This is a genomic window from Acinetobacter sp. FDAARGOS_515, assembly GCF_003938865.1.
Lineage (GTDB): Bacteria > Pseudomonadota > Gammaproteobacteria > Pseudomonadales > Moraxellaceae > Acinetobacter > Acinetobacter ursingii.
This window is the reverse complement of record NZ_RKIX01000003.1, coordinates 452590-466153: the sequence shown is the minus strand read 5'-3', so window position 1 is coordinate 466153 and position 13564 is coordinate 452590. Positions and strand designations below refer to the sequence as shown.

General features: G+C 41.6%; 13 protein-coding genes. 10 read left to right on the top strand and 3 right to left on the bottom strand.

Annotated features, from left to right (window positions below):
- Window positions 1-11 precede the first annotated feature (11 nt).
- The 10 genes from EGS47_RS03675 to EGS47_RS03630 all read left to right on the top strand — a co-directional run bounded on the left by EGS47_RS03675 (window position 12) and on the right by EGS47_RS03630 (window position 11181).
- Window positions 12-947 carry a VOC family protein gene (locus tag EGS47_RS03675; protein WP_125269191.1) on the top strand — a complete coding sequence of 312 codons (936 nt, stop codon included), beginning with the start codon at window positions 12-14 and terminating at the stop codon, window positions 945-947.
- A gap of 25 nt (window positions 948-972) precedes the next feature.
- Window positions 973-2184, top strand: coding sequence for an NAD(P)/FAD-dependent oxidoreductase (locus tag EGS47_RS03670; RefSeq protein ID WP_004990774.1), 1212 nt, complete (start codon window positions 973-975; stop codon window positions 2182-2184).
- Between the two features lie 67 nt (window positions 2185-2251).
- Window positions 2252-3481 (top strand): MFS transporter, encoded by a 1230-nt coding sequence (locus tag EGS47_RS03665; protein WP_004990772.1) that lies wholly within the window; start codon window positions 2252-2254, stop codon window positions 3479-3481.
- Window positions 3482-3512: 31 nt separating this feature from the next.
- The gene (locus tag EGS47_RS03660; RefSeq protein WP_004990771.1) at window positions 3513-4037 is read left to right on the top strand and encodes a cupin domain-containing protein; all 525 of its coding nucleotides are present in this window, start codon (window positions 3513-3515) and stop codon (window positions 4035-4037) included.
- A 62-nt stretch (window positions 4038-4099) separates the two neighbouring features.
- A complete protein-coding gene (locus EGS47_RS03655; protein WP_125269190.1) occupies window positions 4100-4924 on the top strand; it encodes an alpha/beta fold hydrolase in 825 nt (274 codons plus the stop codon).
- Between the two features lie 15 nt (window positions 4925-4939).
- Window positions 4940-5734 carry an SDR family oxidoreductase gene (locus EGS47_RS03650; protein WP_125269189.1) on the top strand — a complete coding sequence of 265 codons (795 nt, stop codon included), beginning with the start codon at window positions 4940-4942 and terminating at the stop codon, window positions 5732-5734.
- Window positions 5735-5744: 10 nt separating this feature from the next.
- Window positions 5745-6536, top strand: a complete 792-nt coding sequence (locus EGS47_RS03645; protein WP_004990762.1) for an aspartate dehydrogenase — start codon at window positions 5745-5747, stop codon at window positions 6534-6536.
- Window positions 6537-6550: 14 nt separating this feature from the next.
- Window positions 6551-8017, top strand: coding sequence for an aldehyde dehydrogenase (locus tag EGS47_RS03640; protein ID WP_104794936.1), 1467 nt, complete (start codon window positions 6551-6553; stop codon window positions 8015-8017).
- 75 nt (window positions 8018-8092) lie between these two features.
- On the top strand, window positions 8093-9733 hold the full coding sequence (locus tag EGS47_RS03635) for a thiamine pyrophosphate-binding protein (RefSeq protein WP_004990756.1): 1641 nt from the start codon (window positions 8093-8095) through the stop codon (window positions 9731-9733).
- 251 nt (window positions 9734-9984) lie between these two features.
- Window positions 9985-11181 (top strand): hypothetical protein, encoded by a 1197-nt coding sequence (locus EGS47_RS03630; RefSeq protein ID WP_004990754.1) that lies wholly within the window; start codon window positions 9985-9987, stop codon window positions 11179-11181.
- 87 nt (window positions 11182-11268) lie between these two features.
- Here EGS47_RS03630 and EGS47_RS03625 read toward each other — a convergent pair whose 3' ends face one another.
- From EGS47_RS03625 to EGS47_RS03615, 3 genes are read right to left on the bottom strand one after another with little or no spacing between them, the layout of a single operon-like run.
- Entirely contained in the window at window positions 11269-11766 is a 498-nt protein-coding gene (locus EGS47_RS03625; RefSeq protein ID WP_004990751.1) for a GNAT family N-acetyltransferase, read from the bottom strand.
- Window positions 11757-12521: an ABC transporter ATP-binding protein gene (locus tag EGS47_RS03620; RefSeq protein WP_004990748.1), complete on the bottom strand. Its 765-nt coding sequence runs from the start codon at window positions 12519-12521 to the stop codon at window positions 11757-11759. Before EGS47_RS03620 ends, EGS47_RS03625 begins: the two co-directional genes overlap by 10 nt.
- A complete protein-coding gene (locus EGS47_RS03615) occupies window positions 12518-13555 on the bottom strand; it encodes a FecCD family ABC transporter permease (protein WP_051003650.1) in 1038 nt (345 codons plus the stop codon). Before EGS47_RS03615 ends, EGS47_RS03620 begins: the two co-directional genes overlap by 4 nt.
- Between the last annotated feature and the right edge of the window lie 9 nt (window positions 13556-13564).

The following is a 13564-nucleotide window of genomic DNA, read 5'->3' as shown; positions in this document are numbered from 1 at the left end:
GAGCACATAACATGATTACAGGAATCGAAGTTTTAAAGTTTGGGGTTGAAGACAAAGCTGAAGCAATCAAGTTTTTAACTGATTTTGGTTTGTCAAAACAAACAACAGATATTGAAGATACTGAACTGTTTCAAACTCAAAATGGCAGCAAGATTTATTTATTTGATATCTCAGATGCGCGCTTACCTGCTGCGATTGAAAATGGTTCAACCCTTCGTGAAGTGACGTGGGGTGTAGACAATGATCAGGATTTAATCCAATTTGCTGAAAATTTAAAAGATGTAGAAGGCTTTGTAAAAAGTGCAACACAGGTGCAGTGTCGAGATCCAAATGGCATGACGATTGTTTTTCAACATTCGATTACCAAAGATGTACCTGAACAAAAAACTGAAGGTATTAATCAGTACGGCAATATCCAACGTGTTAATGCAGCTAGCCCTGTTTATGAAAAAGGTGAACCAATAGCAATTGGTCATGTGGTGTTCTTCACGCCAGATTTAGCTGCAACAGAAAATTTTTATAAAGAAAAATTAGGCTTTCATTTATCAGATGCCTATTTAAATCGTGGTGCTTTCCTGCGTTGCCGCGCAGAGGGTTTCCATCATGATTTATTCTTGCTTTCTATCCCGAATAAACCAGCAGGTCTGAATCATGTTGCTTTTGTGGTACGTGATATTCATGAAGTGATTGGCGGTGGTTTGAATATGAATCGTTCCGACTGGTCAACTTTTATTGGGCCAGGTCGTCATCCTATTTCCTCTGCTTATTTCTGGTATGTCAACTCACCTCTAGGTGGTGCATTTGAATATTACACCAATGATGACTATTTGACTGAAGAGTGGCAGCCGCGCGTTGAAGAGCATCGTTTGGAACTGTTTACCGAATGGGCGATTGAGGGTGGTCTAGATCATGATACTCGTCGTCAGATTAAACCCATTCAAGGCTAAGGTTTAGGTAGAAGGAGATAGGCTCATGGAAAAAATCGTCGTGGTTGGAGCAGGTCAGGCAGCAGGTTGGGCGGTCAGTACTTTGCGTCAGGAAGGGTATCGTGGTGAAATTCATGTGGTGTCCAATGAACATCAGATTTTCTATGAACGCCCACCGCTTTCTAAACAAGTGCTTTCCAAAGAAGCCAGTTATGACAGCCTAAATCTGTTTTCTCCTGAACAAATTGATGCTTTTTCAGTGCAATGGCACAAGCCTGATCTAGCCACACAAATTGATCGCAATCACAAACTGGTCATTTTGGAAAGCGGCAAGATTTTACCTTATGACAAATTATTAATTGCAACAGGTAGTCGGGCACGTGTACCTGTGAATACGTGGAAAGAAATTTCGAATGTCGTAACTTTGCGTGACGTTCAAGACTGCGAACGTTTGGCAGATTTACTGGAACATGCAAATTCTATTGCAATTATTGGTGGCGGTTGGATCGGCCTTGAAATTGCTGCAACAGCGCGTAAGCAAGGCAAGGCAGTACATGTTTTTGAATATGCTGATCGCTTATGTGGTCGTAGTGTGAGTCCTGAAGTTTCAGCTTTCTTAAAAGATATCCATGAACAACAAGGTACGCAAATTCATCTGGACAGTAAAAATTTGCACCTGATTGAAAGTTCAGATCAAACCATTCAAGTACTGAATCATCCGCAGACTGCACAGGTTTTTGATTGTGTAGTGGTGGGCGCAGGTGCCGAGATTGCCAAAGAATTGGGTGTAGATGCAGGTCTTGATGTGAAAGATGGCATCGTGGTCAATTGTTATGGTCAAACGTCTGATGCTGATATCTATGCAGCAGGTGATGTTGCCATTCACCCTGTTTTAGGTTACTGCATCCAATCTTGGGCAAATGCACAAAATCAAGCGATTGCTGCGGCAAAATCAATGTTGGGTGTCGCCACTGAATATGTCGATATTCCGTGGTTATGGTCAGATCAGTATCACTTTAATATCCAGATTTTAGGGACTTATCAACCACAGTTAAACCCGAAATTGGTCATCCGTCAAAGCAGTCCTACACAAGTTAGCTATTTATATTTGGATGAACAAAGCCGTCTGATCAATATGATCGCGGTCAACGATTCCAAGCTCGTCAAACTGGCCAAACGCTGGATTCAAAGCGGTACAGTGTTGAACCCAGAACAATTAACCGATCCTGAATTTAATGTCATGAAGCTAAAACCCTAATAACGCTTTCAGACCTCTAGCCAGAACAATCATTTTAGATCTTTAGCCAGATCGAAGGAACGCTTGCATGTTAAATGATGTAGATGAAAAAAAAGGATTCAAACACTGGATACCCGCATTTGTCCTAATGGCCTGTGTCGTACTGGCATTTTTTGACAAGATTAGTATTGCAGTTTTGTTCTCAGATCCACATTTTCAGGATGCGATGGGAATTGCACAGGATAAAGCCAAGTTGGGCTGGTTAATGACCAGTTTTCTACTGGCATATGGTTTTTCATCTATATTCCTGAGTTTTCTAGGGGATATTTTCAATCCCAAGAAAATGTTGTTCTGGAGCGTGGCCTCATGGGGCGTTCTAATGTTGATCATGGGCTTTACTACGCATTATGGCAGTATGCTGTTCTTACGTGTTTTATTGGGCATAGCTGAAGGGCCATTATTTGCATTGGCTTATGCGATTGTGAAACAAACCTACACAGATCGTCAGCAAGCACGTGCCTCTACCATGTTTTTACTGGGTACACCCATTGGTGCCTTTTTAGGATTTCCGATCACTGCGGCTGTCTTGGCTAAACACGACTGGCATACCACTTTCTTTGTAATGGCTGCAATGACTTTATTGGTCTTGGTCTTTGTGGTGGTTGGACTGCGTAACTTAGAACTACGCAAAACTATTGAGATCGAAGATTCAAGCAAACGTATCAATTTTAAGGGTCATCTTCGTAATACTAAATTGTTATTACAAAACAGCGCGTTCTGGCTGGTCTGTATCTTCAATATCGCTTTAATGACTTATCTCTGGGGCCTAAACAGCTGGGTGCCATCTTATCTGATTCAGGACAAAGGCTTTAATTTAAAAGAGTTTGGTTTTTATTCAAGCCTACCGTTTATTGCCATGCTCGTGGGTGAGGTGATTGGGGCTGTATTCTCCGACAAGCTTGGTAAACGCGCAGTACAGGTGTTTGGTGGCTTACTGGTCGCAGGTATCTCATTGTACGTCATGGTGTTAATGACCAATCCGCTTCTTATTATTTTGGCCATGTCGATCAGCTCAATGGCATGGGGTTTCGGTGTAGCTGCGGTATTTGCTTTGTTGGCGCGTGTCACTACAGCAGATGTCGGGGCGACAGCAGGCGGTATTTTTAATGGTTTAGCAAACTTTGCCAGTGCGATTGCGCCAGTATTGATTGGCATGATTGTGATGCAAACGGGCAGCTTTAATTTGGGAATCACGTTCTTGGCAGTGGTGGCTATCGTGGGTTCCTTTTTCCTTACACCATTACTCAAACGTTACTAATTATAGTTTTCATTTTAATCAGGAGTAAGACATGAGCACTCAACAATTTGAATCATGGACGCAACCCGAAGGTGCGAGCTTAGAAGAATGGTTAAACACCCGTATTGCACGTTTTGAAACTCGCAAATATGACTTTAACGCACTGAAATTTCAGGCAGATTATGATCCGAAATATCGCCGTGCCCAAATGCGCTACATGGGCACAGGTGCAACAGGTGTTTCCAATGATAACAACACTGTTCCTGCTGAAAACTTTACGTTTTCTACGATGGTTTTACCGCCACAGTGTGAAGGGCCTTTGCATATTCACCATGATGTTGAAGAAGTGTTCTTTATGTTGCGTGGTGAAATTGATTTGTTCATTGAGCATAACGGTGAAAAGTTCAGTACGCGTTTAAAAGAACGTGATCTGATTTCAATTCCACCTGGAATCTATCGTGGATTATTTAATCCTGGTCAAGAAGATGCCTTGATGTGTGTGATGTTAGGAACAGGTAAACCAACCATTCCAAACTATCCACCTGAGCATCCACTTTCTCAAATTAAACGTAACTAAATGGATTGAATCTGAGTTGCAAAAAGAGGTTTGAACTCTGATTGTGGCCTTAAAGGAAAATGATGATGACACTTGTTGAAACTCTACAACAATTTCCAGTGAAATCTGTCGAGATCGATGGACACAAGCAAAGCTATCGTGAAGCAGGCACTGGAGAGCATTATCTGGTGTTATTACATGGCATTAGCTCTGGATCAGGGTCGTGGGTTAAACAACTGCAAGATTTAAGTCATCATTTTCATATTATTGCATGGGACGCACCCGGTTATGGTTCGTCCGATGCTTTAACCACTTTGCAGCCGAATGCTGAAGATTATGCACAGCGTTTGGCAGGCTTATTTGAACATTTAAAGATTAAAAAGGCGATTGTGGTTGGACATTCACTGGGTGCATTACAAGCAAGTGCTTTTGCGCGACGTTATCCAGATGATGTCGAAACACTCATTCTTGCCAATGTCGCACAGGGTTATCAGCGTTATCCCGTTGAACAACAAGCCGAAGTTTATAACAAAAGACCAAAAATGCTGGCAGAACTTGGAAATCAGGGTTTAGCGCAAAGTCGTGGACCACATTTAACTTATTTGAAGAAACCTCAAACGCTTGAACTGATTGGACAGGTCATGCAAAACCTGAATTTGGGAGGTTTTACCCAAGCTTCTTATTTGTTGGCTCATGATGAAATTCGTAATTATTTAACAGATTTGGCGGTGCCATGCGTGATGGTTTCAGGACTGAACGACAGTATTACACCGCCGCAAGCCATTGCAGCTTTGGCAAAGGAAATCCAGTGCCAAAACTATATTGAAATTAGTGAAGCAGGACATTTGAGTTATGTCGATCAACCAACAATTTTTAACGACATTATTGTGTCTGCACAGCAGCATTGAAACGAGAGAAAAAGTATGAGCTTTCAGGTAGAAGGAAAAGTAGCAGTTGTCACCGGTGGCTCTTCTGGCATCGGATTGGCTGCTGTTGAAATTTTAGTCGCAGAAGGCGCAAAAGTAGCATGGTGTGGACGCGATGAACAACGTCTTGCTGAATCAAAGCTTTATATATTAGAAAAATATCCACATGCCCATGTTTTTACACAGGTTTGCAATGTATTGGATAAAGAAGATGTCAAAAACTTTGCTCATACAGTGAAACAGCATTTGGGCAATGTCGACATGTTGATTAATAACGCAGGTCAAGGGCGAGTTTCTACTTTTGAAAATACACAAGATGAAGATTGGATGAAAGAAATTGAACTAAAGTATTTCAGTGTATTGCATCCGGTTCGTGCCTTTCTGGATGATTTAAAAAACTCAGCAATTGGCTCTGTGACCAATGTCAATTCGTTATTGGCTTTACAGCCTGAACCGCACATGATCGCGACTTCATCGGCACGTGCAGCTCTGCTTAATCTTACTCATTCATTGGCACATGAATTTATTAAATATAACGTGCGTGTTAATTCAATTTTATTAGGCATGGTCGAATCGGCACAGTGGAAACGCCGCTATGAAACACGTTCAGATCCAAATCAATCATGGCAAGACTGGACAGCCAATATCGCAAAAAAACGTGGCATTCCAATGGCGCGTTTAGGCAAACCCGAAGAACCAGCTCGTGCATTAGTGTTTTTAGCCTCACCGCTTGCTTCTTATACCACAGGCTCGACCATTGATGTGTCTGGTGGTTTTAACAAACATTTATAAGGTGAATGCAATGAAACAATTGATGATGATTGGTTTTGGCGCAATGGCCTCGGAAGTATATGCACATTTGCCACATGATCTTGAATTGAAATGGATTGTGGTACCTGAACGTAGTGTTGAAAACGTCAAGCAAAAAGTAAATTCAAACATTCAGGTGATTTCTGATGTCAATCAATGTGATGGCACACCAGATTATGTGATTGAAGTGGCGGGTCAGGCCGCAGTAAAAGAACATGCCAAAAAAGTACTGGAAAATGGTTGGACCATTGGTTTGATCTCTGTGGGTACTTTGGCAGATAGCGAAATTTTTACCGAACTTCAGCAAACGGCGGAACAAAATGGCGCGCACTTACACCTATTGGCAGGTGCAATTGCAGGCATAGATGGTATTGCCGCTGCAAAAGAAGGTGGACTTGAAAAAGTCACTTATAAAGGTTGTAAAAGCCCCAACAGTTGGCGTGGTAGTTATGCCGAGCAATTGATTGATTTGGATCAAGTACAAAAAGCCACCGTATTTTATCGTGGGACAGCACGTGAAGCTGCATTGAATTTTCCTGCCAATGCCAATGTAGCTGCAACTATCGCGCTGGCGGGTGTAGGCATGGATAACACCATCGTAGAACTAACTGTAGATCCAGAAACGACCCAGAACAAACATATCATTGTTGCCGAAGGCCGTTTTGGGCAAATGACGATTGAAATGGTCGGTGTTCCGCTTGCATCTAACCCTAAAACATCAACATTGGCAGCACTTAGCGTGATTCGTGCTTGTCGCAATAGTGTTGAAGCCATTCAGATTTAACAAGGATTACTATCATGGTTAAGGAACTTTATATTGCGGGTGAATGGCGTTTGGGTCGCGGTCATGTGATTCAAAGTACATTTCCAGCAGACAATTCAGTAAATGCCGAAATTTCTACAGCAAGTCCTGAAGATATTGAAGAAGCGATTGCCAAAGCAGATCAGGCTTGGCGCGCACCTGAATGGCGTAATCGTATGCCCCATGAACGTGCCAAAATTTTATATAAAGTCGCGGATATTATTGAAGCACGAGTGAATGAGTTATCTCAATTACAAACCCGTGATAATGGTAAGCCTTTGGCAGAAACCCGTGGTTTAGTCTTAAGCGCAGCTGCGACAGCCCGTTATGTGGCGGCTGCCTGTGAAACTCTCAATGATGAATTGACCACTCAACGTGCGCCAGATTTTATGACCTTCAGTGTGCATGAACCTGTCGGTGTCGTGGCTGCGATTACTCCATGGAATTCACCCATTGCCAGTGAAGTACAAAAACTGGCTCCTGCTTTGGCAGGTGGAAATGCGGTGATTTTAAAACCTGCTGAAGCCACTTCACTGATCGCACTGGAATTAGCAAAGATTTTTGAAGAAGCGGGTTTACCTAAAGGCCTATTGAGCGTCTTAGTGGGGAAAGGTTCGGTCGTCGGTGATGCCATTGTGAAGCATCCATTAGTTCGAAAGATCTCTTTTACAGGTGGAACCACAACAGGACGCCATTTGGCACACATTGCAGCAGATAAACTGATTACCACATCTTTAGAGTTAGGTGGTAAGTCGCCAACGATTGTGCTCCCAGATGCGGATATAGAGCTTGCTGCAAAAGGGATTGCATACGGCATTTTTAGTTCTGCGGGACAAGCGTGTATTGCAGGTTCTCGTTTGTTTATTCATAGCAGTATTTACGATCAGTTCCTCACACGTCTGGTGGAACTTACCAAAGGCTTACGGGTTGGGCATCCTGAACAAAAAGATGTGCATATGGGGTCTCTGATCAATCAGGCGCATTTACAGTCTGTCGATCGTTATGTACAACTCGCCAAGCAAGAAGGTGGTGAAGTTTTGACAGGTGGCGAAGCATTGACAACAGGTGAATTTGCCAAAGGTAGTTTTTATTTGCCGACCATTATTACTGGATTGAAAAATCAGGCAAAAGTATGCCAAGAAGAAATTTTTGGCCCTGTGTTAGTGGTCATGAAATATGACAATGAGCAAGATTTAATTCAGCAAGCCAATGACAGTTGTTTTGGTTTGGCGGCAGGTATTTGGACTGAAAGTTATCGTAAGGCGTGGCGGATTTCTCGTGCGCTTGAAGTGGGTACAGTATGGATTAATACCTACAAGAAATTTTCAATTTCAGCGCCATTCGGTGGTTTTAAAGATAGTGGTATTGGACGTGAAAAAGGACGTTTGGGAATTTTGTCTTATATGCAGCAAAAAAGCATTTATATGGGATTAAGTGACCAGCCAAATGCATGGTGTGACTGATCATTAAAGCCCAAGATGTTTTAAACGATTTAACCATTTCAATGGATATTAAACAGAATTTAGAGGAAGATTTTCATGACTGAACGTGTCAATGTGGGTGAAGCAATTGCTCGCTTATTAGAAGAACATGATGTAAATAGCATTTATGGCGTGATCTCCATTCATAACTTGCCGATTGCTGATGCTGTGGGTCGCCGTGAAAAAATCCGCTTTGTGGCGGCGCGAGGTGAAGCGGGTGCAGTCACGATGGCCGATGCACATGCGCGATTTAAAGGTTTGGGTGTTGCTTTAACCAGTACGGGTGCAGGTGCAGGCAATGCCGTGGGTTCCTTGATTGAAGCCATGAATGCAGCCAGTCCTGTGTTGCATTTAACAGGTCAAGTGGAACGGGAATATTTGGATCGTGATGCCAGTTTTATTCATGAAACCAAAGATCAGCTCACTTTCTTACGTGCTTCGAGCAAAGCTGCATTTCGCATTACCAGTCCAGATAACGCGATTGGGGTCATTCGTGAAGCGATTCGTGTCGCTACAACTGTCCCAATGGGACCTGTCAGTGTTGAATTACCAATCGATGTGCAAGCAGCAGAAATTGATTTACCGTTGGATTTAAGTCCAGTGAAAGCGATGCAACTGCCTGTGGTAGATGAAACTCAGGTTCAGTTATTGGTTGATCAAATCAAGCAAGCTAAACGTCCAGTATTTTGGATTGGTGGCGGTGCATTAAATAGTGTGGATGAAATCAAGGCGATTGCAGATTTGGGTATTCCTGTGGTGTCCTCCACCCATGGTCGCGGTATTTTACCCGATGCACACCCACGTAGCTTAGGTGCATTTCATAACTCGGCTAAAGTCGAAGAACTATTAAAAAATGCTGACTTATTAGTCGTGGTGGGTTCTCGTCTACGCAGTAACGAAACCAAAACTTATTCGGTTCAGTTCCCCGAAAATATCGTTCAGATTGATGCCAATCCTGTCGCACAACAACGTAATTACAAAATTCGTCATTTCATTTGTTCGGATGCTAAAGATATTTTGTCGCGTAGTTTGATTCAACTTAATGGTGTTTCGAAAGTTGATGCTGACTATGATCAAGCCATTGTTGATGCTAAAAATGCTGCGGTCGATGCACTACGTAAACAGCTTGATCAATACGCATTGATTTGTGATCACTTACGTGCGGCTTTACCTGAAGATGGTATTTTTGTCCGCGATATTACGATGTCGGGAAGTACATGGGGCAGCCGCTTATTTCCTGTACAAGCACCAAATCGAAATATTCACTCATTGGCAGGGGCAATCGGTTTAGGTTTAGCGCATGCGATTGGTTCAAGTATCGCTAATCCAGACAAAAAAGTAGTCGGTCTGGTCGGTGATGGTGGTTTGATGCTAGGTATCGGTGAAATCGCAACGATGGCGCAGGAAAATACCGATATGGTACTCATGATCATGAACGACGGTGGTTATGGTGTAATGCGCGGTATTCAAAATAACTACTTTGGTGGTCGCCAGTATTTTAATGAGTTACATACCCCAGATTATCAAAAACTGGGGGAGTCGATGGGCGTTAAAAGCTGGAAAGTGGGCAGTGCAGATGAGTTTAAAGTCGCGATCCAAGAAGCCATCGATTTTAACGGCCCTGCGGTCATCGAACTCGATATGCATTCTATTGGTCCGTTAAACTTTGCGGGTCCACCACAGAAAAAACTCTATTAAGTTTAAGAGATATTGAATTTCAAAACCTTATAGCAGCATTATTGTGATCTGGCGTTACTTAGGTGCTAAGGCACCTAAGTAAACAACTAAAAATGGTGATGAATAATATGCCATGAGCTAAGGATTGCTCTCGCTTCAAATAGGATCACCAAATTTTTTTAGGTAAAAATCAAAATAAACAAAGTTTTATATATAAAACATGAGTTGTTATTTTTCACTATCAGCTCGTGGCTAAATATTGGGAAGCGATGATGAAAAAAAGTGTAGTTTCAACAATAAGTGTTTCAATTTTCTGCGTAGGTGTTTCGACTGGCTCTTGGGCAGAGGCATCACCACTGGAGTGGAAAAATGAAGATGGTACAGCTTCATTTAAAGTGGGTGGGGTGATTCGCGTGCAGGATCGCTATGAAAGCTGGCCACAAAGTTTCAATCGTGGAATGGGCAAGTTGGACTTTGATGTCCTACGACTTGATCTTAAGGGAACGTATGATGATTTTTATTTAAATTCAAGTTTTTTATTGCAGGATCAAGAATTTACCTCTATAGAAAAAGCCTATGTAGGATATAAGCTCAATCCTCACAATAGTTTGGAGGCAGGTTTCGTCTACAAACCATTTACTATTTATCCTTATCCGCAAAATGGCTGGACATATCATTTGCCGTTCTTTTTAGGCTATGGCAACAACATTGCCCCTGGCTTGAACTGGAATTATGATGACAAAAATTGGGATATTAAACTGGGTTATTATCCAAGCATGCTTGAAACCAATATGCGTTATTCCCCAGAAAGCGGCTCTTATGATGATCTGAAAAATACTTTTCCAAATCAGAAAGGCTATCAAAATGAAAAACAAAATCAGGTCAATGCCCGTGTGGTTAAAAAGTTTGATACGACGCTAGGCAAGCAAGAAGTTGGATTATCAGGGGCTATTTCACAACTGCATAATAAAATCACAGATGATGATGGAAAATATTATGCTTTAGGTCTTCATGCCAATAGCAATCTTAATCGCTGGAACATTCAGGGCTCCATCATTCACTATCAATACGATGCCAAAAATCCAGAAGGTGTTGACGATCGTATGACTTTAATGGGAACCAATGGTTTAACACCTTCTTATTTAATTGCTTCTGAAGGGACTGTTTCGAGTCTCAATGTCTCTTATACCTTGCCAATCAAGGATATGTGGAAACTTAAAGCGATTAAATTCTATAACGACTTTAGTTATCTGGATAAAACACATACAGATTGGTCAGCGTCACAGATGAATACCACAGGCATGATGTTTATTGCATCTCCGTTTATGGTCTGGGCAGATTATACTTGGGGAAAAAATGCCAATATTATTGGAGGTTCGACCAATAGTACGGGTTATACCACAGCAACTTCCTTGAATAGTGATAAATGGCTGTATCGGGTTAATTTAAACTTTGGCTTTAGTTTTTAATTCTTTTATTTCGTTTGTCGCCATAAAATCCAAGAGCGGTTTTATGGCTTTTTAAATACTGGATGATCTCAAATTCATCATACAACATTAAATTGATTGACTGGTTTTTAACATATGAACCGTATCGTAATGCGCCAACCATTCACGATGAATGACCTGAAATTCCTGTTTTTGCCAGAAATATTCAGCCGCAGGTAAAAAGGGGTGAGTATGCAAATAAAAATGTCGAATATTTTGTCGTTGCGCATATTCAAATAAAGCATGGCAAAGTTGCGATGCTAAACCTTGTCGGCGATATTCGGGCTGTATAAATAGTTTAACCACCTCGACAACTTTCAACGGTAAGTCCAAATTAAAACGATGGTTATAAGCTCGATAAGCCACCATGCCAATAATTGTGTGCTTATCTTTGACCACGAAGCAAGCGCCTTGCGGGTGTTCAAGATAAGTTTGGCTGAAATGAGTCAGATCATGAGGCAGTTCAGATTGATAAACTTCTGGAAAAAGAAGTTGGCGTGTATAAATCGCAAATTGAGTGGCTTGAGGCACATCTGCTGGTTGTAAAAGTTCGATGTCTAAAGCCATGAATAGTCTGGCACTACAATGGTTTTGTCCTGAATCATGGCCTCATGAAATTCAACATCATAGACACTTTTTAAAAAGACAGGATCCGTCAGGCGTTGCCGAGATTCAGGTCGAATAATTTCATGTTGACGCATAAAAAACAGTTCGTCTGCAAATAAAAATGCCAGATTAGGATCATGCATGATGGCAATCACGGTATAGTTTTGACGAGAAAGTTGACGTAATTTTTTCATCAAATAAGACTGATAATAGACATCGAGATGATTCGTTGGCTCATCCAGTAAAATCACTTTGGGTGCTTGTACTAATATTCGAGCGATCATCACCAATTGTCGTTCACCGCCCGAAAGCTCAGTATACGCCTGATGTTTTAAATGGCCGATATCTAGCTCTTCCAATGCCTGATCGACCAGATATTCATCCTGTTTGGTGGGGTAAAAATGACTAAACGCAGCACGGCCTGTCAAAACGACATCTTTGACTTTAAAGGGAAAAACGGTTTTGTGAAATTGTGGTAAAAAGCCTAAAAGTTCGGCACGACGTTTGCCTTTATACTGATCTAAACGTTTGCTTTTATATAAAATACTGCCACATTGTAAAGGTTCCAGACCTGCCATGAGTCTAAACAAGGTCGATTTACCACAGCCATTACGCCCCAAGATCACTGAAAACTGATGTTCAGCAAATGAGAGATCGATATTTTTAAGCACCTGTTTTTGCCCATAAGCAAAGTTAAGCTGATGAATATGGATCATGACCAGTTCATCCGTTGGCTTTTCATGAGCAGCAAAAAGAAAGGTGCGCCAAGCAGCATGGTAAAAATTCCAATTGGGATTTCAAAGCTCAATAAAACACGTGAGAAATTATCAATCAATAATAAAAAACAGCCGCCCAATATCATATTACAGGGAATGGTTGCACGATGATCAGGCCCGACTAGTATTCTCACAATGTGGGGCATAAATAAACCATATAAACTAATAATCCCTGCGGCAGCCACAGAAGCAGAGGTGCATAAGGTGACCAATCCAATCAGCAAGATTTGTTCCCATTTTGGATCGATGCCCACCGCTTGGGCTTCTTCTGTACCGAGTGCGAGCAAATTGAGTCGCCAACGCATTAAAAATAAGCCCAGAAGTCCGATACAAATAGGCAATACTGCATATTGTACTTTATTCCAATTGGCTTGATGCAAATTACCCATCGTCCATTGCACAATGGCCTGTAATTTAAATGGATCACTAATATATTGAATGATGGTTAATCCTGCCAAAAACAGCCCTGAAACAATCATGCCTGCCAAAATAATCATGACCAAAGAGGTTTGTTGTTCCTGTTTTTGATAGGCAAATAAATAAGTCAGAAGTACCGCAGCAATACCAAAAATAAACGCCAATAAATTAGGTGAATTTAAGTTAAAAGACAACGCCAGTGCCGCACCAAATGCTGCTCCAGAAGAAATACCGAGTACATAAGAATCCACCAGTGGATTTCGAAATAAAGCCTGTAAACCATTGCCTGCGGTCGCCAGTGCGGCACCGACCATAAAGGTGAGTAAAATTCTGGGTAGGCGCACATTCCAAAGAATATTCTGCATCAGAGCATATTGTTCAGGAGCAATATAGCTTCCACCAAACAAACTTTGCCAGAACCAGAGCAGATAATCCTGATAACCTAAAATATGACTAGGCCCAATTAATAAGGAACAAAACAGACAAAGCACAGGTAAAACAATAAAGCCAGTATATCGAATGACAGGATTTAATTGGGTGATGGATTCAAGACGCATCATCTTCAT

Excerpts from the sequence above, each read along its gene's own strand:
- EGS47_RS03675 (WP_125269191.1), top strand. The coding sequence starts at position 12 with ATGATTACAGGAATCGAAGTTTTAAAGTTTGGGGTTGAAGACAAAGCT.
- EGS47_RS03670 (WP_004990774.1), top strand. The coding sequence starts at position 973 with ATGGAAAAAATCGTCGTGGTTGGAGCAGGTCAGGCAGCAGGTTGGGCG.
- EGS47_RS03665 (WP_004990772.1), top strand. The coding sequence starts at position 2,252 with ATGTTAAATGATGTAGATGAAAAAAAAGGATTCAAACACTGGATACCC.
- EGS47_RS03660 (WP_004990771.1), top strand. The coding sequence starts at position 3,513 with ATGAGCACTCAACAATTTGAATCATGGACGCAACCCGAAGGTGCGAGC.
- EGS47_RS03655 (WP_125269190.1), top strand. The coding sequence starts at position 4,100 with ATGATGACACTTGTTGAAACTCTACAACAATTTCCAGTGAAATCTGTC.
- EGS47_RS03650 (WP_125269189.1), top strand. The coding sequence starts at position 4,940 with ATGAGCTTTCAGGTAGAAGGAAAAGTAGCAGTTGTCACCGGTGGCTCT.
- EGS47_RS03645 (WP_004990762.1), top strand. The coding sequence starts at position 5,745 with ATGAAACAATTGATGATGATTGGTTTTGGCGCAATGGCCTCGGAAGTA.
- EGS47_RS03640 (WP_104794936.1), top strand. The coding sequence starts at position 6,551 with ATGGTTAAGGAACTTTATATTGCGGGTGAATGGCGTTTGGGTCGCGGT.
- EGS47_RS03635 (WP_004990756.1), top strand. The coding sequence starts at position 8,093 with ATGACTGAACGTGTCAATGTGGGTGAAGCAATTGCTCGCTTATTAGAA.
- EGS47_RS03630 (WP_004990754.1), top strand. The coding sequence starts at position 9,985 with ATGAAAAAAAGTGTAGTTTCAACAATAAGTGTTTCAATTTTCTGCGTA.
- EGS47_RS03625 (WP_004990751.1), bottom strand. The coding sequence starts at position 11,766 with ATGGCTTTAGACATCGAACTTTTACAACCAGCAGATGTGCCTCAAGCC.
- EGS47_RS03620 (WP_004990748.1), bottom strand. The coding sequence starts at position 12,521 with ATGATCCATATTCATCAGCTTAACTTTGCTTATGGGCAAAAACAGGTG.
- EGS47_RS03615 (WP_051003650.1), bottom strand. The coding sequence starts at position 13,555 with ATGCGTCTTGAATCCATCACCCAATTAAATCCTGTCATTCGATATACT.